Below are 23125 nucleotides of genomic sequence, written 5' to 3' on the forward strand. Positions count from 1 at the left end.
AGATCATGACTGAACCATTGTCTGGTTTTGTGGATTATTGGGAATCGATTCCATTATTTGAAAGTCAAAAAGAACTACCTGATTCGACAAGAAGAAAGATTCGCCAAGGAAGACTTATGCAACAATCAATTGGTTTGGCGCTTAGTTTGATGTACATGGGAACTGGGCAACAGACGAATTACTGGCCATCGCTTAGAAATATCCAAAGACCGATCCTTTATATAGCAGGAGAATATGATACTAAGTTTCAAAAAATCGGAAAAAAATTGGTTGAAGAAAATAGTCTGTTTTCCATGGCGTTGGTTCCCAAAAGTGGACACTGTATTCATCTAGAACAGCCAACGAAATTTGTTTCCCTAGTAAATCAATGGATAATGGAGAAAGAAAAAAAGTGATACAAATTAGAAAAATCGAGCAATTACAACTTAAATTACCTTTGACTTCCCCTTTTGAAACGAGTTATGGAATTCTAACTGAAAAAGCGTTTGATTTATTGATAATCGAGGATGAATTAGGCAATCAAGGAGTAGGAGAGTTGGTTTCTTTCCAACAAGCGGACTATATTGAAGAAACGATCGACATGAGTCGCTTGATCATCAAAAATGAATTGATTCCTTTACTTACTATGTCTCCAATCAAAGAGCCTTTCGAAGTTCAGCGACGATTGACGAAAGTGCAAGGGAATTTTATGGCAAAAGCAGCCTTGGAAACAGCTATTTGGGATTTATATGCCAGACGAAAGAATGTCAGTTTCCGAGAAATTTTCAAAAGTACGAAAACAGAATTAGCAGTTGGGATTAGTTTAGGTATCCACACAGATTCTGCAAAATTGTTAAAACAAGCTCGAATGTATGTTTCTCAAGGCTATACGCGGTTGAAGTTAAAAATCAAACCAGATTACGATATCGAACCATTAACCTTATTACGAAAGGAATTTCCTCACTTGCTTTTGATGGCAGATGCCAATTCTGCTTATACATTAAAGGATCTACCGGTATTGTTAAAATTGGATCGATTAAACCTAGCGATGATTGAACAGCCTTTTAATCAACGGGATTTTATCGAGCATGCGTATTTACAGAAACAATTAAAAACACCAATTTGTTTAGATGAGAATATTCGTACACTAAATGATGTTAAAACCGCTCATACCTTGGGAAGTTGTCGTGGGATTAATCTAAAAATCCCCAGAGTGGGTGGGATCGCTGAGGCATTATCCATCGTAACATTTTGTCGTGAACATAACTTGACGGTGTGGCTAGGTGGAATGTTTGAATCAGGAGTAGGACGTTGCTTAAATATACAATTTGCCAGCCAAAATGACTTTACTTTCCCTGGCGATATATCGGCATCAGATCGCTATTACTACGATGATATCATCAAAAATAAAGCTTGCCTCACTGATGGGAAACTTGCAGTTCCCTTAGGAAAAGGCAATGGGGCAGTCCTTGATCAAGAAAAAATCGAACGTTATTGCTACAAAAAGGAACTCCTTTTTTCTTAATAATAAACGTTTGACAAATAATATGATCACTGTGGTCGTTGTAGAGATACACCAAGTAATCAGAAAGAATCCAAAAGCAGCTCTTTCTCTTTTGGATTCTTTCTTTTTGTTGAACTTTTTTTATATGAATCAGCAAGTAGCGAGTATAAAATTACACTTTCTACAATACCGATAATTCAGCTAATGTCGCCATTGACCTAACTTCTCCTTTTGATGAGATAATCATGGGAAACAGAATTCTGTTACCGATAACATAAATGAAAGCGTTGTCTTTTGTTGTTCACTCTTTTATAGTGAACACGTAATCTTAAATATGAAGGAGGAAATACATGAACACCGCAGCAATTTATCATCGACCGGAAAGTGAATATGCTTTTTTATATACAGCTGATACTTTCAGAATTCGTTTACGTACCTGTAAAGACGATGTAAAAAAAGTTTATCTTATTAGTGGCGATCCTTATACGATTGATTCACAAAAATGGTATCTGGAAGAAATACCAATGAAAAAAAGTCTGAGTACTTTAGTTCATGATTACTGGGAAGTGGAACAAACAAGCTCGACTAGAAGGTTACAATATGGGTTTCATATCGTAGGGATTGATGGCACAGAATGTTTTTACGGGGATCAAGGGATTTTTGCGTATGAACCAGCAAACTTAGCAGAAGCAAATTACTATTTCCGGATACCCTATTTTCATGAAATTGATCGTTTCAAAGTGCCGCAATGGGCAAAAGAAACGATTTGGTACCAAATATTTCCTGAACGATTTGCGAATGGCGACTCAACTAACGATCCAGCTCATACGCTACCATGGGGAAGTAAAGCACCTGACCGAGATGATTTCTTTGGTGGTGATTTACAGGGTGTGATTGATCACCTCGATTACTTAGTCGATTTGGGAATCAATGGTATTTATTTTTGCCCGATTTTCCAAGCTATGTCTAATCATAAATACGATACGATCGACTATTTGAAGGTTGATCCAGCCTTTGGTGACGAACGTCTGTTAAAAGAATTAATCGAAAAAGCGCATAAAAAGGGTATCCGCATTATGTTAGATGCTGTTTTCAATCATATTGGTAGTGACTCGCCCCAATGGCAAGATGTGATCAAAAATGGCGAAAAATCAATTTATAAAGATTGGTTCCATATTCATTCTTTTCCTGTGGATGCCTATCAAATGACGAATTTACCCGAAACAGCAGCAAATTTATCTTATGATACGTTTGCTTTTACCCCTTTCATGCCTAAACTCAACACAGCAAATCCTGAGGTTCAATCGTATTTACTAGATATTGCTGCTTATTGGGTGAAAGAATTTGATATTGATGGGTGGCGTTTAGATGTCGCTAATGAAGTCGATCATCATTTCTGGAAATTGTTCCATGAAAAAGTCACTGCAATCAAACCAGATATTTATATTTTAGGCGAAATCTGGCATTCATCCCAAGCTTGGTTACAAGGAGATGAGTTCCATGCTGTAATGAACTATGCATTTACAGACTCAATCAAAGACTATTTTGTTAAACGAAAAATCACTGCTTCACAAATGGCAAGTGGCATGAACCATCAGCAGATGCTGTACCAAGATCAAGTAAACGAAGGAACATTTAATTTATTAGATTCCCACGATACTGCGAGAATCCTAACCTTGTGTAATGGAAATAAAGAGTTGATGAAAGCTGTACTTACTTTCATGTTTTTACAAAAAGGCGCACCTTGTATTTATTACGGAACGGAAATCGGATTGACTGGAGAAGATGATCCTGATTGTCGTAAATGTATGATCTGGGAGAAAGAGCAACAAGATACGGAATTATACGGTTTTATTAAAGAATTGATTTATCTTCGGAAACGATTATCTGAAATTTTAATCACAGGTACGATTTGCTGGGAGCTAATTGATGATAGTCAAGACGTGATTCATTTTTCTCGTGAATTGAACGGCCAAAAGATCCATGCTATTTTTAATCAATCTTCCACAAGTTATTTGGTTGATCAGAAAAATGAAATTATCTTAAGCCAAAATAGTGAATTATTAAATGATGGGAAAGCTGAAATTCAACAATTCGGATTCATTTTGATGTGTGAATAACTTGTTACCGGTAACATGCAGAAAGCGTTTGCAAGTTGTCGTTTTATAACAGTATACTCTTTATACAAACAACATTTATGGAAGTGGAGGAACAAAAAGTGAAGAAAAACTATGTTAAAAAATTAGGGTTGGGTTTATTGTCACTTGGTATTTTAGGTGGATTAGCAGCTTGTGGTAATGGAAAAGCTGATACAGCTAGCGGTGGAAATGATGAAAAAACATTAACTGTATCGGTAGATTCTGGTTATAAAGATTACATCAATGAGATCAAGGGTGATTTTGAAAAAGAGAATGATGTCAAAATCAAGCTAGTTGAAAAAGATATGTTCGATCAATTAGAAGCGCTTTCTTTAGATGGACCTGCCGGTAAAGGACCAGATGTGATGATGGCAGCCTATGATCGAATTGGTGCGTTAGGACAACAAGGCCATTTAGCGGAAGTCAAATTAGGAAATGAAGCCGACTATGATGAAACAGATAAAGCACAAGTGACCTATGACGGAAAAATTTACGGCGAACCAGCAGTGATCGAAACATTAGTCTTGTACTACAACAAGGATCTAGTAGATGCAGCACCAACCACTTTCAAAGAATTAGAAAATCTAGCCAAAGACAAACGCTTTGCCTTTGAATCAGAAGCAGGAAAAAATACTGGATTCTTAGCAAAATGGACTGATTTCTATTATTCTTATGGTTTACTAGCAGGCTATGGCGGGTATGTTTTTGGTGACAACGGAACTAATCCATCAGATATTGGTCTAAATAATGCAGGATCAATCGAAGGAATCACTTATGCTACAAACTGGTTCCAAAATGTTTGGCCAAAAGGGATGCAAGATATCAAGAGTGCAGGCGATTTCGTTAGCCAACAATTCATGTCTAACAAAGCAGCCGCAATCATTGATGGCCCTTGGCAAGCACAAACTTATAAAGACAACAAAATCAATTATGGGGTAGCAAAAATTCCAACATTGAACAACGGCGAATCTTATCAACCGTTTGGTGGAGGAAAAGGTTGGGTAGCAAGTAACTATTCTAAAAACAAAGAATTATCACAAAAATGGTTAGACTATGTGACAAACACAAAAAATCAAGAAAAATTCTTTGAAATGGTCAATGAGATTCCAGCCAATCAAGCAGCACGTGAAACAGCTAAATCAAAAAATGATGAATTGACAACTGCGGTGATTGATCAGTATGAAACTGCGCAAGCAATGCCAAATATTCCAGAAATGGCTGAAGTTTGGACTGGTGCTGAAAACTTAATGTTTGATGCAGCTTCAGGTTCTAAATCGCCAAAAGAATCTGCTAACCAAGCAGTGAAAACCATAAAAGAAGCGATTGAGCAAAAGTATTAAAAGTAACAAAGTGATCTCTATTCACGATCAAATGGATATTTTTACTAGATGTGGTGATAGTAGACCACTAAATCTCATTTGGTCAACCAAATCATAAAACAAGTCATGGATCAATAGGTGAAACAGTTGAACGGTGTATTTTCTTTAACTGTTTCACATTGATTCGTGTGAATAACATCCACGAGCAGAGTTTTTTTATAGCAACTGAGTGAGGACTACAAATGAATGGAAAATGGTTTTTGATAGCAATTATTGATGACTGTCATGGATAGCTACTATTTATAGTTACTATGTATAACTGCTATGAATAGTTACTTATAGATGGCTATTGTGGATAGCCGACTGATTCATTTCCTTGCGCAAAGAATAAAATAGTAGTACTGGGGGTATCGTTATGCAAGACGAACAAAATAATATCAATGTAAGAAAAATTACACTTATGTCTCTCATACCTGGCTTAGGGCAATTTGCTAATGGTCAAGCGTTCAAAGGAATCGTATTTCTAGGTATTTTCGTAGCATTTATTCTACAACTGATAGTTGGTGGCTTCCACTCTTTGATTGGCTTAGTCACACTGGGAACAGTTCCGATGGTGGATCACTCCTTATTTATTTTGATTCAAGGAACGCTGCAACTAATCATTACGGTTATTTTTTTTATTTTCTATGGACTGAATCTGTTAGATGCCAAACGTGTCGCAGTTTTACGCAAAGAAGGTAAGAAAATCAACCGAACGATGAAGGAAGTTATACATAATATTGGTGATGAGGGTTTTCCTTATTTGCTTACACTTCCAGCCTATCTTTTGATGATTTTTACGATTATTTTTCCAGTTCTAGTCACATTATTTACAGCATTTACCAACTATGATTTCAAACATATCCCACCTGCTAGTTTGATTGATTGGATCGGAGTAAAAAACTTTTTTAGTATCTTCTTCTTAAGTTCTTACCGTAATACCTTTTTCTCTGTGTTTTCTTGGACTGTTATTTGGACACTATGTGCAACGACACTTCAAATCACATTAGGTATTTTTACAGCCGTTATTGCTCACCAAAAATTTATTAAATTTAGACGTTTTTTTGGTATTATTTTCCTTTTACCATGGGCGGTACCAGCATTTATAACAATTATGAGTTTCTCTAATATCTTCAATGATAGTGTGGGGGCGATCAACACCCAAGTGATTCCTTTTATCAATCATCTGCCATTCGTAGACATTAGCGCGATTTCATGGAAAACAGATCCATTTTGGACGAAAGTTGCGATCATTATGGTTCAAGGGTGGTTAGGATTCCCTTATATCTATGTCATGGTAACAGGTATTTTACAATCCATTTCTGAAGATTTATATGAAGCAGCAAAAATCGATGGTGCAAATGCTTGGAAACGTTTCTCTAATATCACGTTACCGGCTATTTTTCTAGTAGCAGCGCCAACGTTTATTACTCAGTATACTGGTAATTTCAACAATTTCTCGATGATTTATTTATTTAACAACGGTGGTCCTGGAAGTGTAGGAGGGGGCGCAGGTTCAACAGACATCTTGATTTCTTGGATCTATAAACTAACGACGGGAACCTCGCCACAATACTCCATGGCTTCAGCCATTACACTAATTATTTCTGCAATTGTCATTTGTGTTTCTTTACTTGTGTTTAAAAAGACTAATGCATTTAATATGGAGGACTAAGCGATGAAACAATTTAATTCAAGTGCTAAATTCCAACGAAGATTGTCACAATTCTTGACCTATGTTTTTTTGATTCTTTTGTCGATCATCATTATCTATCCATTGTTGATTACAGCCAGTACAGCATTTAAATCAGGTAATATCGCTGCTTTTAGTCTGGATTTATCCAGTGACTGGACACTAGAAAATTTTAGACGGCTATTCTCAGAAACGTTATATGGTACTTGGTATAAAAATACCTTGATTATTTCCATTTTAACAATGGTTATCCAAGTGACTGTTGTAACTTTGGCTGGTTACACTTATAGTCGTTACCGTTTCATTGGACGCAAATCAAGCTTGATGTTTTTCCTGGTGATTCAAATGGTTCCAACGATGGCTGCATTGACCGCTTTTTACGTCATGGCTTTTCTACTTAACGCCTTAGATCGATACTGGTTCTTAACAATGATCTATATTGGTGGGGGAATTCCGATGAATACTTGGCTAATGAAAGGTTATTTTGATACTGTTCCACTTGATTTAGATGAATCTGCTAAATTAGATGGAGCTGGTCATTTCCGGATTTTTCTACAAATCGTTTTACCGTTAGTTAAACCAATGATTGCCGTTCAAGCATTATGGGCCTTTATGGGACCGTTCGGAGACTTCATGCTCGCTAAATTTTTACTACGCACACCAGAAAATCAAACAGTGGCAGTTGGTTTGCAAACATTCATTTCTGATGTGACAAATCAACGGGTTTCATTATTTGCCGCAGGAGCGATCCTCATTGCATTACCGATTTGTTTATTGTTCTTCTTTTTACAAAAAAACTTTGTCACTGGTTTGACTTCTGGTGGCACAAAAGGTTAGGAGCAGGTGTTGATGCAAACATTTCCTTTGAATTACTTTTCTCATTTAAATAGTCCTAGACGTCTTTTTGCTGGTAGAAGACAGTTGTCATGGCCTAAATTGAGTCTGATCTTTCTTTTCTTGGTCGCGTTGATGGTTATGCCGATTACCATGTATTATACCAATCAGGTAAAAGCAATCCCTATGGAGCAATTTTTGACAGTTCACCAACTAATTGATCAAGATGGAGTAAATAAATTTTTAGAATTACCCATGGAGAATGGGCAAATAAATCACTCACCAATAACGATTTATCAGAATAACGAAATACTGATTGGGTCAGGATTGACGAAAGAACAAAAAACGAAAAAAACGCCTTTATTGATTTCGCAAAAAATCATTGGACAATCCAGCAAAAAGAACAGGGGCGTATAAGAACCTATCAAATGAATTACCAAGCGTCTTTCAATCCCGAATCAGTCCGAACGCCACAAGAGTTTCAAGCATTTTTAGAACAGGAATTTTACGCCAGTAATCGTCCAATGATTATTTTATCTTATAGTATGAGTTTAGGAATCATCTTATTTATAATGACTAGCTTCATTTTATTTGGTGCTTCTTTCTTTTTATGGCTAACTAGAAAGAGTCGTTTTTCTTCCATCCAAACATTCAAAGAAAGTGCCAATTTAATGTTGAATGTGATTGGAGTTGGCTCCATTATTGCCACGATTGTTGGATTCTTTTATTTTGATTTTGTTTTGATGTTAGGTATTCAATCAACTGTTTCAGTTCTTTTATTGCTATGGATTTTTGCTAAAACTGGATTTAAAGATGAAGTCAAGGCCTAAGATCATCAACTAATTATGAGAAAATAAATGTGAAAATAATGAAAATTTGATAGGTAACAAAGATTTTTTTCTGAAAAATACCCTTCTGAGTTGATTCTTTTAATTTTTAGTATTAACGTTAAATAGTAGCAATTCTAAGGAGGAAAATCATGTTAGAAAAAACAGTATATAATCAATTATTTTCACGTTCTTTCTCCCTTCCAGTCGAAGTTACTTACTGGGATGGTACGACAAAACGCTATGGAGATACTGACAATCCTCCCCAAATCAAAATTAAGATCCATGAAGAAATACCAATGAAAGAAATCACAAATAACGCCTCTCTAGCTCTAGGTGAAGCTTACATGGATCATCGTATTGAGATTGAGGGAAGTATTCAAGCGTTGATCAACGATGCTTACCAACAAGCAAACAGCTTTTTAAGAGGGAGCGACTATTTAAAATGGCTTCCTAAAAAGCAAAAACACACAAAAAAACAAAATCAAGCAGATATTCATGCACATTATGATCTAGGAAATGATTTTTATGAAATGTGGCTAGATCCAACATTAACCTATTCTTGTGCTTATTTTGAGACACCTGAAGATACATTGGAACAAGCCCAAATCAATAAAGTCCACCACATCTTAGATAAACTTTTTATCAAGGATAATGATACGTTATTAGATATCGGTTGTGGTTGGGGAACCTTGATGTTTACAGCTATCAAAGAATACAATGTAAAAGCAACTGGTATTACCTTGAGTGAAGAACAATATAACCATATTACTAATCGGATCAAAGAAGAACATCTGGAAGATAAATGTCGGGTCTTATTAATGGATTATCGTGATCTAAAAGATGAAACGTTTGATCATATTACAAGTGTCGGGATGTTTGAACATGTGGGAGCAGACAACTTAAAAGAGTATTTTGGTGTCATCCAAAAATTACTAGCTCCTAAAGGAACAGCGTTGATTCACGGTATTACTCGTCAGCAAGGTGGGGCAGTTAATGCTTGGATCAACAAATATATTTTCCCGGGTGGATACATTCCAGGATTAGCAGAAATCGTAACAGATATTACGGATAATGATTTACAGTTAATTGATTTAGAAAGTTTGCGTCGGGACTATCAGCTTACTTTAGAACATTGGACAAATAATTTCCATAAAGTACAAGACAAGGTAACAGAAACTATGGGCGATTCCTTTTATCGAATGTGGGATCTTTACCTTCAAGCTTGTGCAGCATCTTTTGAATCAAGTAACATTGATGTTATCCAATACTTACTTGTTCAACCAAGTAATAATGATCTTCCAATGCATCGTGCATAAGGGGAAAACCTAATAAAAAATATTAATTAAGATTCGCATGAAAAGAGGCTTTGAAAGAAGCGTTTAGCTCCTCCCTTATTATTGAGGAGTTGCTTCTTGAACGCCGTGAATCAGAGGTCGTAAAAACATCGGGTAGCTCTGATGACAATAAGAAAGAATTTTTTGAAACAGCTTCTCATGTTTTGAAAAATTCAGGCTTATTTCAAGTAGCTGATGTTTGAACACCGTTTATTCGTTTTTAGAGATACTAGAAGAGACTGAGACAACTTTTGTCCCAGTCCCTTTTTTATTGTGAAAATGTCTAATGCTGGCCAACCTATTTTTTTGATTTTTTATTAGCTAAAAAGGAGATGATTATCGAGCTGATTTTGCCAATAGAATAGAACAGATATTGAAAGAGCAACCGTGCTAAACTGTATTTTTTGATGAATGAAAATGAAAAAATTATGATAATCAAAATTGCATAGACTATATGTGTCGTTCAATAAAGTGAAAAAAGATTTTCCATCAGTTCTCACTCTATGTATATAATCATTAAGTGCATGTTGTTATTTTTTATCTATATTTAAATAAAAAACAATACATATATTTTCGTTGTTATAAAAGTATTTATAGAACTATAAATAACAATTGTTTATAAATAAATCGTTCATCAAACCTCCATGTTGTGATATTATAAACATGAGCTGTGGGTGGCTAGTTTACTCAAGTTCAAGTAAAACAAGGGAGGTGAAAAGAGTGGAAAAAATTCTTATACCATTAAAACAACATGTAGGCGCTTCATCAAAGAGTATGGTAAAAATAGGCGAATATGTGCAACGTGGACAAAAAATTGCTAAACCAGATGGATTAGGAGCAAACATTCATTCTAGCTTTTCAGGTGTTGTATCAGAAGTAACCAACGATCAGATTGTGCTAAAGATTGATGAAAAGCAAAATTTTTCAAGTTATCTTCCTATTCCAGAAACATCCTCTTATATTCAAGCAATCAAAGAAGCCGGAATTGTCGGAGCTGGTGGAGCTGGGTTTCCGACAGATATAAAATTATCTTGTGAAATACCAGAAGGCATCTTTATCGCAAATGGTGCAGAATGTGAAGCTTTATTACTTCACAATGTAAAGCAAATGAAAAGTCAAATCAAACAATTGATTCGTGGAATAAAGTATTGCATGAGCATTACGAAAGCACCCAAAGGAATCATTGCCGTTAAAGGAAAATATCGAGAGTTAGTCATACAATTGTTAAAGTTTACCAACAATGAACCGACAATAGATGTTTACCAATTACCTGACATCTATCCTGCAGGCGATGAACGTGTAGTGATTCGTGAAGTGTTGAACATCACTTTAGACCCTGGTCAACTACCAATCGAAATCGGAGCAGTAGTGGATAATGTTGAAACAATTAAACGCATTGTCGAAGCGATTGAACAGCGAAAGCCATTTATTGATAAAGATCTTACGGTATCTGGTCGTGTAAAACAAAAGAAAACAGTCTTTAAAGATGTCCCAATTGGAACACCTGTCAAGCAATTAATTGATCAAGTTGGAGGTTTTATTGAGCCCCATGGAGAAATTGTGATCGGTGGACCAATGACTGGTCATAGCGGCACGGAAGAAACCCCCATTACGAAAACCAGCGGAGGGGTATTGGTTGCTATGCCATTTCCTCAAGAACACCGAAAAATAGGACTATTACTTTGTGAATGCGGCGGTTCAGAAGAAAGAATGACTGAAATAGCTGAAAACATGGGTGCTGAAGTTGTTGCTACACAACGCTGTAAGCGAATGGTAAAAGTGAATGGAAGATATAGATGTACCTTGCCAGGTATATGTCCAGGACAAGCACAAACAGTCTTTGCTTTGAAAAAAGCAGGTGCTGAAGTTGTGATGACTGGAACTTGTTCTGATTGAACGAACACCGTTATTGGTGTAGCTCCTAGGTTAGGAGTTCCGGTTTATCATCATACAGATCATGTACTTCGGGCAGATGGGCACAGACTATATCGTAAATTACCTACAACGAAATAAATTTAAATTTTAGGAGGATTTAACGAATGTCTATTACGGCTGAAACTGCCCAAGAACATGCAAAAGATCTAGCTGTACTCTGTTGTCGTGCGGAAGCAGGCACAGTGATTACGCCAGAAAATCTAGAGGACCCCGCAATTTTTCTTGATCTGGAAGAATCAGGGTTACTTGAATTTTCTGAAGATGTGTTAACAATTGAACAAGTACTTGGTACAACATTAAAAGAAACAACGGATGCGTTGATTCCATTGACAAAAGAATTACTGGAAGGTGTATCTGAAGGAATGAAAGAAGTTCATTTAAATGAAAAAAAAGAAGTTGAGACTTCTGAAACAATTGCGACGCCAACTCAAGCTGCTTCATCTTTTGTAACAAGTGGTCAGACTATTAAAATTCATATTGCTGAAGGAAAAGGAATTGATTTAGAGCTTCCTTTAATGATGGCTGCTCAGTTAACCGAAACGGTAAATCCTGCACCGGAATCAATAATTCCTGAGCAAGTAACGCCAATAATACCAGCACCGGTTTTGGGAAACTCAAATCAGGTGAAAGAAAAAGTGATTCGTTCTGTACGACATGATCATCTAAAAATTGATCAGGTGATTTTTGGGGAAGAAACAAAAATCGAAGGAACAACTTTAATTTTACGAAAAATGACAGAAATTTGTGCTGAAGCAGTTGAACTGGAACAGCTCGTTGAAGATATGACTTTAGAAATCATTACACCAGATAAATACACTGAATATAGTGAAACGATTATGGACGTTCAGCCAATTGCCGCAAAAGTTGAAGGCGATCTTGGGCATGGAATTACCCGAGTACTGGATGGTGTCGTCATGGTTGTTACAGGGACGGATGCTAATGGAGTTCAAATCGGTGAATTTGGTTCTTCTGAAGGAGAATTAGATCGTAACATTATGTGGGGACGTCCTGGAGCACCAGATAAAGGAGAAATCTTTATTAAAACCCAAGTGACAATCAAAGAACACGCGAATATGGAACGTCCGGGTCCGCTAGCCGCTCACAAAGCTTCTGATTACATCACTCAAGAAATTCGTGAAGCCCTCAAAAAAGCGGATGAATCATTGGTGATACATTCAGAAGAAATTATACAGAAACGTCGAATTGGCAATAAGAAAGTTTTGATCATCAAAGAAATAATGGGGCAAGGTGCGATGCATGATAATTTGATTATGCCCATCGAGCCAGTTGGAACATTTGGCGCAAAACCAAATGTTGACCTTGGCAATTTGCCAATCCTATTGGCACCAACAGAAGTATTAGATGGAGGAATCCATGCGTTAACTTGTATTGGACCGGCTTCGAAAGAAACTTCACGCCATTATTGGCGGGAACCGCTTGTTAAAGAAGCAATGGCAGATGAAGAAATTGATTTAGTCGGTGTTATGTTCGTCGGCTCTCCACAAGCGAATACTGAAAAATATTATGTTTCAAAACGTTTAGGAATGACTGTCGAAGCCATGGACATTGATGGTGCCATTGTAACCACTGAAGGTTTCGGAAATAATCATATTGATTTCGCTTCTCACATGGAAGAAATTGGAAAACGTGGAATCAAAGTGGTTGGCGACTCTTATAGTGCTGTTCAAGGAGCCTTAGTTGTTGGTAATTCTGAAATGGGCGCAATGGTTGATAATAATAAATCAAAACAAGGGATTGAAAATGAAATTTTATCAAATAATACCTTGTGTAGAGAAGACGCCATTCGTGATTTAGCTATGTTAAAAACGTTAATGGGTGGAGGAACAATTAAACCAGCTGAACGTAAATGGAATCCGAATGTCAAACAAAACAACATTGAGATTATCGAAAAAACAACAGGAAGAAAAATAGACCTGGAAGAAAATGAGCAATCTTTGCTGAAAAGTAAAAAACGTCAAGAAATTTATGAAAAAGAATAAAATAAGGTGCAAAATGGATAGAATCGAAAAATTAAAGTATGTCTCTACTGAACAAATGTTTGAAGGGATACTTGTTGAAGTTCGAGATGCGAGCGTAACTATTGATATCAAAGGACGACTAGGTCAATTAAAAATTCCGCGGCGCATGATTATTTCAGAGTACGATTTAAAAATAGGACAAGAAGTTGGATTTTTGATGAGTTATCCAGAGGTTTTGGAAGAAGCAGCCAATACTCATTACGTTGAAGCAATCACAGAACATGAACGTCGACGTTTAAAAAATCAACAGAAGAAAATAAAAATGAGAGAGGAAAATGAGTAGATGAGTTTAACAGTATTCGAAGGATTACAGTCAGAAATTTTTGTACCAATCACACCCAAATCCGTCTTTACGCCCGTTAAAAAAGAGCTGAAAGAAATGCGGATTGCTTTGGCAACGGCAGCTGGTGTCCACTTAAAAAGTGATACACGCTTTAATTTGGCAGGAGACACAACGTATCGTGAGATTCCAGATGGAGTACCAAGTGAAGATTTAATGGTCTCACATGGTGGATATGACAACGCAGACGTTAATCGGGATGTCAATGCAATGTTTCCGATTGACCGATTACATGAATTAGTAAAAGACGGCTTTATTAAAGAAGCTGCCCCTGTACATTATGGCTTTATGGGAGGCGGCGGTGACCAAGATGCCTTTAATGAACAGACGGGACCAGAAATCGCACAAAAACTCGTAGAAGAAGTTGACGCAGTTGTTTTAACTGCTGGTTGAGGGACCTGTCACAGAACTGCCGTGATCGTGCAGAGAGCAATTGAGGAAGCAGGGATTCCTACTATTTTAATCGCCGCATTACCACCAGTAGTACGGCAAAATGGTTCACCTAGAGCTGTAGCACCACGTGTACCGATGGGCGCTAATGCCGGAGAACCACATAATATTGACATGCAAACGGGTATTTTAAAAGATACTTTAGAAAGCCTAGTTTCAATTGAAACACCAGGGAAAATTGTGCCATTACCTTATGAATATATCGCTCATGTGTAAAGAGGGATCAGCATGCAAGGAGAAACATTAAAGATGAAAGTTTTCCATATGGAAAAAGTTTCCATAGGAAATCAATTTAAGCTTGATCACAATCAACTACAGATAAAAACTGAATTTGATTGTCTGTGTGAGGATGTCAAATCCTTGACGATCCGATTGTTAGAGCCAGATCAGTTAGACCTAAAAACAAATACTATCATGGATATTTTACCAATTTCTGCTAAAGTATTAGGCGTTTTGGGGACGGGTATCACCCATACATTAACGGGAGTGTCGGTCATAATGACCGGCACAATCGATGAGGGTGAACAGCTCCATGAGTTTGGTTCTTCTGATGGTGTATTGCGTGATCATTTATTTTTAAATCGACCGGGCACACCTAACGCAGAGGATTACATTATTTTGATTGACTTACTTGTCAAGAAAGGAACACCTTTCGATCGTGAGTTATGTTTAAAATTGTTTCGGATAGTTGACAATTATCTGCAGGAAATCCGAGAACAATTAAAGTTGCTAGATGGTAAGGAAGCAACGGAAACACATATCTATGAAGAAAAAAGAAATCCGGGAAAGCCAAAAGTGACGTTGGTCAAGCAGGTAGCTGGCCAAGGTGCGATGTACGATATGTTATTATTTCCAGATGAACCTAGTGGGTTTAAGGGTGGTCATTCGATTATCGATATGAATAATATGCCCATCTTTTTATCTGCCAATGAGTATCGTGATGGTGCCATTCGTTCAATGGTCTAATTGTTAGAAAAGGGGATTTTTATGGGAATAGGACCATCAACTAAAGAAACTTCGATGCACCTTTTTAAAGATCCTTTACTGGATGTTTTAAGCAAAGATCCTGACATTGATTTCCAAGGTGTTATTATTATTGGCACACCTCAAAGCAATGAAATGAAGCATCTAGTCGGACAACGAACAGCTACTTGGCTAGAAGCGATGGCTACAGATGGCGTTGTTTTATCAACAGATGGTTGGGGAAATTCAGACATCGATTTTGCCAATACCCCTAGAAGAAATAGGTTGTCGTGGCCTCAGTGTTATTGGGCTCAAATTTATTGGGAAACAAGCCAAGTTTGTCGTAGAAAATGATTATACAAAATATGTGCTGGATTTTAATAAATCACAAGCAGGGATTGAAACGGAAGTGGTTGGAGAAAATACGATCACTTTCTATGATGCAGTTAAAGCGCTCGCTTTTATAAAACTAAAGATGCGTAAAGATAATCAAAAATTGAAGTAACGTGGAGGTTAGTATGAAAGTATAAAAAATGATATCAGTAGTAGATACCCATACAGCTGGTGAAGCCGCTCGGTTAATTGTAGGAGGCATTCCTAAATTTCATGGAAAAACGATGGCGGATAAAAAAATATACCTGGAAACACAAGCAGATGATTTACGTAAAATGCTAATGCATGAACCACGAGGGCATAAAAATATGTTCGGGGCTTTTATTTGTGAACCGGTTCATGATGAGGCAGACTACGGGATTATTTTCATGGATTCTGGTGGCTATTTAAATATGTGCGGTCACAACACCATTGCGGCAATGACAGCAGCTGTAGAATTGGGCTGGGTAGATGTAGGAGAAGGCACCCGTGTGGTTAAAGTAACGCAAGATACACCTGCGGGGATTGTTTGCGGAGAGGTTCGTCTGGATGAAGATTACTCTGCGGAATCAGTCTCTTTTGAAAACGTGGAATCCTTTCTATATAAAGAAAATGTGGCAGTGAATGTGCCCGATATTGGGACAGTTCATGTGGATATTTCTTTTGGCGGAAGTTTTTTTGCCATATTAAAAGCCGAAGAAGTAGGTTTAACCATTGAACCGAAGAATGCGTCAAAATTTACTGAAGTGGGGCTAAAAATTCGCGAAGCGATTAATCAAACGATTGAGATCCAACATCCTCGGTTAAAACATATTAACACCGTTGATTTAGTCGAATTTTATGGTCCTGCTAAAAGTCCTGAAGCTACTTATCAAAATGTCGTGGTATTCGGGGATGGACAAGTTGATCGTTCACCTTGCGGAACGGGAACGAGTGCTAAATTAGCAACTTTGTATGCAAAAAATGAGTTGAAAATTGGTGAAAGTTTTGTTTATGAAAGTATTTTAGGAACGATGTTTAAGGGAGAAATTACAAAGGAAACACGTGTAGGAAACTATCAAGCGATTATTCCCAAAGTGACGGGATCTGCTTATATTACAGGATTTAATCAATTCCTTGTCGATCCTAAAGACTCATTAAAAAATGGATTTTTACTTGATTAAAATACACGGTATAACCATCCAAAGTGTGAATTGAATTCTCTAGTCCTAGCCATTAACAGATGGTTACATAAAAAATGATGGGTTAGTAAAACTCTGCTTACTATTAAGGAGGTATCATGGTACAACTACTGTTGGGTTTATTAAGCGTTTTATTACTCTATTTCTTATTCTTTTTTGTTCTCGACTTACTTGCAAATAAAGGAAATTGGGGTGGAGGAAATTATCTTATTTCTGGAACAATTGGGTTAATTACCGATTTTTTAGATACATTAGGGATTGGTAGTTTTGCGCCAACAACCATGTTACTAGAATTTACCAAGCAATTAGATAACGATCGACAATTACCAGGAACGCTCAATGTGGCACACTCTATTCCGGTAATCATTGAAGCTTTTATTTTCATTACTGTTGTTAAAGTATCACCTATTACTCTGTTTTCATTAGTTGCAGCAGCAATTGTGGGTTCGTTTGTGGGTTCGAAAACAGTCAGTAAGCTACCTGAAAAAAAGGTGCAGTTTTTTATGGGACTTGCTCTGATTGTGACAGCAATTTTAATGGGGCTAAAACAAGCTGGAATGCTGGATCTCTTAGGCTCTGGAAATGAAGCGACTGCTTTAACAGGTCTTAAGCTAATCATCGGCGTCATCGGTAATTTCCTCTTAGGTGCATTAATGACGATTGGCGTAGGTTTATATGCACCATGTATGGCATTAGTATACATGTTGGGGTTAAGTCCGCTTGTTGCTTTTCCTATTATGATGGCTTCTTGCGCAGGATTGATGCCCGTTGCTTCAGGTAACTTTATTAAATCTGGTGATTATGCGCGTAAAGTTAGTTTGGCAATTACGATTGGTGGAGTGATTGGGGTAATTATTGCTGTTAAATTTGTCACAAGCTTAGATTTGAATATGCTGACTTGGGTAATCATTGCTGTAATTATTTACTCAGGAATTACATATATGCGAAAAGGAATGTTTTCTAAAAAATAGAAAAGCTTAATCTAGTAGCAAAATGTGAAGGAGTGGAAAGAACTGTACAGCCACTTCTTCATTTTTAGTACACCAAACTAGCATAGTTATTTTAATGATTTGCCCGCTATTTTCTGATTGTTGGTGTAACTATAGAAAATGGAACAGTAAGCGGCAGAGGAAAAGTCATCAATTATTACACTATATGAAAAGGAAGTGGATGCCAATGAAAAAAGAAATCGAACAATTAATTATTTGTGGTGGATGTAACGCTAAGATTGGTCCTGGAAATCTAGGGAATATTCTAGCAGACCTCCCTAAATCCCAAGATGAAAAATTGTTAGTGGGCTTTGATGCAACAGATGACGCAGCCGTTATTAAATTGACCGATGAATTAGCAGTTATTCAAACGTTAGACTTTTTTCCTACTATGGTGACAGATCCTTATTTATTTGGCAAAATTGCTGCTGCCAATGCGATGAGTGATGTTTATGCGATGGGAGGGGATGTATTATCTGCCTTAAATATTGTTGCTTTTCCTGAAGAAAAAGAACTACAGGTTTTAAAAGAGATTTTAAGAGGTGGGGCTGAAAAAGTTCAAGAAGCAGGTGGAATCTTATCAGGTGGGCACTCAATCCATGACCGTTCAGTCAAATATGGACTTTCTGTAACTGGCACAATTCATCCAAACAATATTTACAAAAATAATACTTGTCAAGAAGGAGATCACTTAATCTTAACAAAACCTCTAGGTGTAAGCATTATCACCATTGGTTATAGCGCCGGGGCAATAACCAAAGAAGGGTTTGCCAAAGCAACAAAAAGTATGGAAACCTTAAATAAATATGCGATGGCTATCATCAGAAAATATCCAATCACTAGTTGTACCGACGTAACAGGATTTGGGTTAGCAGGACATCTTCATGAAATGTTACATGACAATTTTTCAGCTGAAATCTATTCAGAAAAACTGCCATTTTTTGAAGAAGCTTATGAAGGAGCAAAAGCCTTTCTTTTTACTGCTGGAGGACAACGAAACCGAAATTTTATGGAAAAAAAGATGGCCTTTTATGTCGATGACTTAGGGATCGAAGAGTTGCTATATGATCCACAGACATCTGGAGGATTATTGGTAAGTATCCCAGCTAAAGAAGCAAAAAAATTAGAAGAAGAGCTGAAATCAGCCAATATCTTAGCCAAAGATTTTGGCGTTGTTACGAAAAAAAGACAGCAGAAATCATGGTTTATTAAGAAAAAATTGTTCGATTAGTCTAACAAACTGATCCCATGATTAACTACACATGGAAAGGAGAATCAAAATGGTTAAAATTAACGCATTGGGAAAAGTATGTCCCCTTCCAGTGATTGAAACAAAGAAAGCTTTGGAAGAAAACGATACAGTAGAAACAACTGTCGATAATGAGATTGCTGCACAAAATCTAAAAAAAATGGCGGGACAACTAGGTTATGATTATCAAGTAGAGCAAAATGATGCACAATCGTTTACTGTACGTATCTCCAAGAAAAAAGGAGAGGTAGCTTCTATTTATGAACAAGAACTTACAAGAGAAAATGATATTGAAGACAATTATATAGTTATTGTCGACACGAATACGATGGGGCAAGGGTCGAAAGAATTAGGGAAACAATTATTAAAAATGTTTATTTATTCTTTAACCGAACAACCTGATTTGCCCGAAAAAATCATTTTCTACAATGGTGGGGTCCATTTAGTAAGCGACAACTCGGATTCCTTGGAGGATTTACAGATTCTTGCGGAAAATGGGATAGAAATTTATGCTTGTGGAGCCTGTCTTAACTATTATAATCTCAGTGAAAAATGTAAAGTCGGTGAAGTGACCAATATGTATCATATTATTGAAATGATGCGAAAATCTAAAAAAATCATCAAACCTTAAGGAGTAAACAATGAAGTCATATGGAGTGGTATTATTTCATTCGACACGTGAAGCAATGAGAGCTGAGCTGATGTGCCAATCAGCTAAACTATCTGTAAGAATCATTCCTACACCCGAAAAAATATATCTTAGCTGTGGTTTTTCTTTAAAATTTCCGCTAGAAGCTGAAAATCAGATACGTCATATTTTAGCTAAAAATAATGTGTCATCAGAAGGTTTTTATAAAGCGCTTCAAGTTGGATTGGATGTAACGTATTACTTATTATAAGGGGTAAAAGAAATGGCAAATATTGTAATTGGAACAGCTGGGCATATTGATCATGGAAAAACAACATTGATCAAAGCGCTGACTGGAATAGATACTGACACAACAAAAGAAGAAAAAAAAAGGGGCATGTCGATTAATCTAGGATTTGCTTACTTAAATTTACCAAATCAACAACGTGTGGGTTTCGTAGATGTTCCTGGCCATGAAAAATTTATTAAAAATATGGTTGCTGGACTACCTGGTCTTAATCTTATTTTATTAGTCATTGATGCTAGTGAAGGAATCATGCCTCAAACAAAAGAGCATATTGATATTTTGAATTTATTAGGAATCCACCATTTTTTAATTGTATTAACTAAAATTGATACGATTGATGCTGAATTGAAAGAACTAGTCATCGAAGATATACGTGATCAATTACTTCACACGCCTTTAGAAAAAGCGGAAATAATTGAAACCGATGCCATTAGCGGAAAAGGGATCAAACAATTACTAAAAAAAATCGAAGCCTACACGGAGCAAACATCAGAGCAAGTAAGTAGTGGAACACCAAGGTTAAATATCGATCGGGTTTTCAGTGTAAAAGGCTTCGGTACAGTAGTTACAGGCACTTTGTTGGAAGGGGAACTAACCGTTGGAGAAAACTGCTATCTCTACCCAAATAAGCGAAAAGTTCGGATAAGAAATCTGCAGGTACATGAAAATAACGTTCAAAAAGCATATGCTGGACAACGAACTGCTATCAATTTAGCAAACATTACCCGTGAAGAAGTCACGCGCGGGGATGTTCTATCAACCGCGGATTCTTTAGAGGAAAGCTGGATGTTGGATGTTAAGGTAACTTGCTTGGCAGGGACGGATGGGGGAATTAATCTATGGGATCGGGTTAGAGTGTTGATCGGAACAAAAGAAATAATGGCTCGTACTGTTCCATTAGGATTAGATTGGATTGGGCCAAACGAAGAAGGCTTTTTGCAGTTAAGATTAGAAGAAAAAGTTTCTGTAAAAGAAAAAGATCGTTTTATTCTACGCTCTTATTCACCCATGCATACGATTGCTGGAGGCGAAGTCTTAAACGCCGTTCCAAAAAAACATCGCCGATTCAAGCAGGCGATTTTAGAAAGCTTAAAAGCAAAAGAAAATGGCAATCTAAACAGTATGATAATTGATTTTATGTTAAATAAGAAACAGCCATTTACAGTAGAAAAAGAATTGTTGGCCTATCTGGGTGTCCCTCTTGATCAACTAAGCCATTCATTAGAAGAACTACAGGGAAAAAATCAAATCTTCTTTACCTCTTGTGGGTTTTTACTTTATGAAAGATATCAACAATTAGCAGGAAAAGCACAAAAGATCTTAGAAGAGTATCACAAAAAATATCGTCTACGGGATGGTATGCCTTTAGAAGAATTTCGTTCTAAAATACGAAATGGCTTGACCGAAAAAGAAGTTTTCGTCTTGATTCAATTATTAAAAAAATTCAACGTAATCAAAGAACAACAGAAACGATTATCTGTTTATGATTTTCAAGTACAATTTAATAGCTATCAGCAAGTCGCCAAACAAAAAATTGAACGTTACCTAAAAAACAGTGGTTATATGCCGATAAAAAAAGAAGAGTTAGCCCTTTTAGACAAAAATGCTGAAGAAGTATTGGAAGCTTTAGATGCCACCAGCGCTGTTTTTTTAACCCACGAATATGTTCTATCAGGAAAGATTTACCAGCAAGCTATTCAACAAATCCAGACTTATATCAAGAAAAACAAGAAAATGACACTGGCTGATTTTCGTGATATGACAAACTCGAGCCGAAAAGCTTCCATGCTTATTCTAGAATCAATCGATAAACTTGGCATCACGAAACGAGTAGAAAATTATCGGATTTTAGGGAAACAAGAAGGAGACTAGTATGACTATTTATTTAGATAATGCAGCTACGACAGTCCAAAAGCCGGTTTGTATGAAACAAACAATCCTAGATGTGCTTGAAAGTGAGAGGTATGGCAACCCAGCTCGTGGCGCTCATAGCTATTCCATTCGTGCTTATCAATTAATAGAAATGGCAAGAGATACATTAAAAAATTTTTTTCATACCGGGGATTTATATGAAATTATTTTTTCTGGAAGCGTGACTATTGCTCTTAATGCAGTATTAAAAGGGTTCATTCAAGCTGGTGATCATGTATTGACCACAAGTTGGGAACACAATTCCGTGCTGCGACCACTCTATCAATTAGAAAAACTAGGCGTTTCCTACGACATTATCAGTAGTCATCCGATCACTGGACAGTTGAATTATGAAGAATTTACTGAAAAATTAAACGCAAAAACCAAAGTAGTGGTCTGCAATCATGCAAGTAATGTGACAGGGAATCTTTTAGATATTGAATGGATAAAACGTTTTTGCCACAAACATCAGCTGTATTTAATCTTAGATATTTCTCAAACAGCTGGACATCTACCAATTGACTTAAGTGATGGGAAGGTCGCAGCGGCTTGTTTCACTGGACACAAAGCGTTACATGGACCACAAGGAACTGGGGGCATTTGTATTCACAAAAAACTGAAACTTACACCGATAATAACTGGTGGTGATGGTATGAAGTCCTTCTCTAAGGAGCAGCCGGATGAATTGCCAGCAATGTTGGAGGCTGGGACAGCAAATGTGCCAGGAATTGCTGGATTAGCAGCCAGTGTAGGTTGGCTAATGTCCCAAGAGACACCATCATTGGGAAACTACTTCTACCAAGAAGCGACGAAGATTTCAGAATTAACGTTTTATGGTGATTTCACGAAAGAGCATATAGACGTTTTTTCGTTGAATATCAGATCTGCAGAATCAGCTTTAATCAGTGACATTCTGTGGGAAGAGTTTGGCATTGCCACACGTTCAGGCTACCATTGTTCACCGCTAATACATCAAGATTTAGGAACTAAAAATACTGGAACTGTTCGAGTATCCTTATCCCGTTTTACAACAGAAGAAGAAATAGAAAAAACCATAAAGGCGTTGAGAATAATTGCAAAACGATAGAAAG

The 23125-nt window shown here is 36.8% G+C and carries 21 protein-coding genes and 2 pseudogenes; all 23 read left to right on the forward strand.

Features of this window, described 5'->3' with window-relative positions; translation table 11 throughout:
* Nucleotides 1-5 precede the first annotated feature (5 nt).
* The gene (locus EHR_RS14550; protein WP_014834646.1) at nucleotides 6-395 is read left to right on the forward strand and encodes a hydrolase protein; all 390 of its coding nucleotides are present in this window, start codon (nucleotides 6-8) and stop codon (nucleotides 393-395) included.
* A complete protein-coding gene (menC, locus tag EHR_RS10760) occupies nucleotides 395-1504 on the forward strand; it encodes an o-succinylbenzoate synthase (RefSeq protein WP_025480499.1) in 1110 nt (369 codons plus the stop codon). Before EHR_RS14550 ends, menC begins: the two co-directional genes overlap by 1 nt.
* Before the next feature lie 329 nt (nucleotides 1505-1833).
* Nucleotides 1834-3603, forward strand: coding sequence for a glycoside hydrolase family 13 protein (locus tag EHR_RS10765; protein WP_010719127.1), 1770 nt, complete (start codon nucleotides 1834-1836; stop codon nucleotides 3601-3603).
* 98 nt (nucleotides 3604-3701) lie between these two features.
* Complete coding sequence (locus tag EHR_RS10770; RefSeq protein ID WP_010737611.1) at nucleotides 3702-4961, forward strand: extracellular solute-binding protein; 1260 nt, start codon at nucleotides 3702-3704, stop codon at nucleotides 4959-4961.
* A gap of 394 nt (nucleotides 4962-5355) precedes the next feature.
* Nucleotides 5356-6654, forward strand: a complete 1299-nt coding sequence (locus tag EHR_RS10775) for a carbohydrate ABC transporter permease (RefSeq protein WP_010737610.1) — start codon at nucleotides 5356-5358, stop codon at nucleotides 6652-6654.
* A gap of 3 nt (nucleotides 6655-6657) precedes the next feature.
* A complete protein-coding gene (locus tag EHR_RS10780; RefSeq protein ID WP_010719130.1) occupies nucleotides 6658-7509 on the forward strand; it encodes a sugar ABC transporter permease in 852 nt (283 codons plus the stop codon).
* Between the two features lie 12 nt (nucleotides 7510-7521).
* Nucleotides 7522-8336 (forward strand): annotated as a pseudogene (locus tag EHR_RS14705) (maltodextrose utilization protein MalA).
* Between the two features lie 149 nt (nucleotides 8337-8485).
* A complete protein-coding gene (locus EHR_RS10790; protein WP_010719132.1) occupies nucleotides 8486-9652 on the forward strand; it encodes a class I SAM-dependent methyltransferase in 1167 nt (388 codons plus the stop codon).
* Between the two features lie 50 nt (nucleotides 9653-9702).
* Complete coding sequence (locus EHR_RS14300; protein ID WP_014834649.1) at nucleotides 9703-9873, forward strand: hypothetical protein; 171 nt, start codon at nucleotides 9703-9705, stop codon at nucleotides 9871-9873.
* 517 nt (nucleotides 9874-10390) lie between these two features.
* Nucleotides 10391-11683 (forward strand): proline reductase-associated electron transfer protein PrdC, encoded by a 1293-nt coding sequence (gene prdC / locus EHR_RS10795; protein WP_274532143.1) that lies wholly within the window; start codon nucleotides 10391-10393, stop codon nucleotides 11681-11683.
* 26 nt (nucleotides 11684-11709) lie between these two features.
* Nucleotides 11710-13605, forward strand: a complete 1896-nt coding sequence (gene prdA / locus EHR_RS10800; protein WP_010737607.1) for a D-proline reductase (dithiol) proprotein PrdA — start codon at nucleotides 11710-11712, stop codon at nucleotides 13603-13605.
* 13 nt (nucleotides 13606-13618) lie between these two features.
* A complete protein-coding gene (locus EHR_RS10805; RefSeq protein ID WP_010719135.1) occupies nucleotides 13619-13927 on the forward strand; it encodes a CBO2463/CBO2479 domain-containing protein in 309 nt (102 codons plus the stop codon).
* Nucleotides 13928-14377, forward strand: a complete 450-nt coding sequence (locus EHR_RS14790; RefSeq protein WP_010737606.1) for a glycine/sarcosine/betaine reductase selenoprotein B family protein — start codon at nucleotides 13928-13930, stop codon at nucleotides 14375-14377.
* A gap of 27 nt (nucleotides 14378-14404) precedes the next feature.
* Nucleotides 14405-14650 (forward strand): proline reductase, encoded by a 246-nt coding sequence (locus tag EHR_RS14795; protein ID WP_025480498.1) that lies wholly within the window; start codon nucleotides 14405-14407, stop codon nucleotides 14648-14650.
* A 12-nt stretch (nucleotides 14651-14662) separates the two neighbouring features.
* Nucleotides 14663-15400 (forward strand): proline reductase cluster protein PrdD, encoded by a 738-nt coding sequence (prdD, locus tag EHR_RS10820; protein ID WP_010737604.1) that lies wholly within the window; start codon nucleotides 14663-14665, stop codon nucleotides 15398-15400.
* 21 nt (nucleotides 15401-15421) lie between these two features.
* Nucleotides 15422-15902, forward strand: a pseudogene (locus EHR_RS10825) (glycine/sarcosine/betaine reductase component B subunit).
* A 28-nt stretch (nucleotides 15903-15930) separates the two neighbouring features.
* Nucleotides 15931-16932, forward strand: a complete 1002-nt coding sequence (locus EHR_RS10830; RefSeq protein WP_010737602.1) for a proline racemase family protein — start codon at nucleotides 15931-15933, stop codon at nucleotides 16930-16932.
* A 116-nt stretch (nucleotides 16933-17048) separates the two neighbouring features.
* Nucleotides 17049-17921, forward strand: coding sequence for a sulfite exporter TauE/SafE family protein (locus EHR_RS10835; protein WP_010737601.1), 873 nt, complete (start codon nucleotides 17049-17051; stop codon nucleotides 17919-17921).
* A gap of 205 nt (nucleotides 17922-18126) precedes the next feature.
* Nucleotides 18127-19170, forward strand: a complete 1044-nt coding sequence (gene selD, locus EHR_RS10840) for a selenide, water dikinase SelD (protein ID WP_014834651.1) — start codon at nucleotides 18127-18129, stop codon at nucleotides 19168-19170.
* Between the two features lie 49 nt (nucleotides 19171-19219).
* A complete protein-coding gene (gene yedF / locus EHR_RS10845) occupies nucleotides 19220-19819 on the forward strand; it encodes a sulfurtransferase-like selenium metabolism protein YedF (protein ID WP_010737599.1) in 600 nt (199 codons plus the stop codon).
* A gap of 10 nt (nucleotides 19820-19829) precedes the next feature.
* Nucleotides 19830-20087, forward strand: a complete 258-nt coding sequence (locus EHR_RS10850) for a putative Se/S carrier protein (RefSeq protein WP_010737598.1) — start codon at nucleotides 19830-19832, stop codon at nucleotides 20085-20087.
* A 12-nt stretch (nucleotides 20088-20099) separates the two neighbouring features.
* On the forward strand, nucleotides 20100-21995 hold the full coding sequence (selB, locus tag EHR_RS10855; RefSeq protein ID WP_010737597.1) for a selenocysteine-specific translation elongation factor: 1896 nt from the start codon (nucleotides 20100-20102) through the stop codon (nucleotides 21993-21995).
* A gap of 1 nt (nucleotide 21996) precedes the next feature.
* On the forward strand, nucleotides 21997-23121 hold the full coding sequence (locus EHR_RS10860; RefSeq protein WP_010737596.1) for an aminotransferase class V-fold PLP-dependent enzyme: 1125 nt from the start codon (nucleotides 21997-21999) through the stop codon (nucleotides 23119-23121).
* Nucleotides 23122-23125: the final 4 nt, after the last annotated feature.

The organism is Enterococcus hirae ATCC 9790, assembly GCF_000271405.2.
Classification (GTDB): domain Bacteria; phylum Bacillota; class Bacilli; order Lactobacillales; family Enterococcaceae; genus Enterococcus_B; species Enterococcus_B hirae.

Bases quoted from the DNA above. Each gene is read 5' to 3' on its own strand.
- EHR_RS14550 (WP_014834646.1), top strand. From the start codon at position 6: ATGACTGAACCATTGTCTGGTTTTGTGGATTATTGGGAATCGATTCCA.
- EHR_RS10765 (WP_010719127.1), top strand. From the start codon at position 1,834: ATGAACACCGCAGCAATTTATCATCGACCGGAAAGTGAATATGCTTTT.
- EHR_RS10775 (WP_010737610.1), top strand. From the start codon at position 5,356: ATGCAAGACGAACAAAATAATATCAATGTAAGAAAAATTACACTTATG.
- EHR_RS10780 (WP_010719130.1), top strand. From the start codon at position 6,658: ATGAAACAATTTAATTCAAGTGCTAAATTCCAACGAAGATTGTCACAA.
- EHR_RS10790 (WP_010719132.1), top strand. From the start codon at position 8,486: ATGTTAGAAAAAACAGTATATAATCAATTATTTTCACGTTCTTTCTCC.
- prdA (WP_010737607.1), top strand. From the start codon at position 11,710: ATGTCTATTACGGCTGAAACTGCCCAAGAACATGCAAAAGATCTAGCT.
- EHR_RS10805 (WP_010719135.1), top strand. From the start codon at position 13,619: ATGGATAGAATCGAAAAATTAAAGTATGTCTCTACTGAACAAATGTTT.
- EHR_RS14790 (WP_010737606.1), top strand. From the start codon at position 13,928: ATGAGTTTAACAGTATTCGAAGGATTACAGTCAGAAATTTTTGTACCA.
- prdD (WP_010737604.1), top strand. From the start codon at position 14,663: ATGCAAGGAGAAACATTAAAGATGAAAGTTTTCCATATGGAAAAAGTT.
- EHR_RS10830 (WP_010737602.1), top strand. From the start codon at position 15,931: ATGATATCAGTAGTAGATACCCATACAGCTGGTGAAGCCGCTCGGTTA.
- EHR_RS10835 (WP_010737601.1), top strand. From the start codon at position 17,049: ATGGTACAACTACTGTTGGGTTTATTAAGCGTTTTATTACTCTATTTC.
- selD (WP_014834651.1), top strand. From the start codon at position 18,127: ATGAAAAAAGAAATCGAACAATTAATTATTTGTGGTGGATGTAACGCT.
- yedF (WP_010737599.1), top strand. From the start codon at position 19,220: ATGGTTAAAATTAACGCATTGGGAAAAGTATGTCCCCTTCCAGTGATT.
- EHR_RS10850 (WP_010737598.1), top strand. From the start codon at position 19,830: ATGAAGTCATATGGAGTGGTATTATTTCATTCGACACGTGAAGCAATG.
- selB (WP_010737597.1), top strand. From the start codon at position 20,100: ATGGCAAATATTGTAATTGGAACAGCTGGGCATATTGATCATGGAAAA.
- EHR_RS10860 (WP_010737596.1), top strand. From the start codon at position 21,997: ATGACTATTTATTTAGATAATGCAGCTACGACAGTCCAAAAGCCGGTT.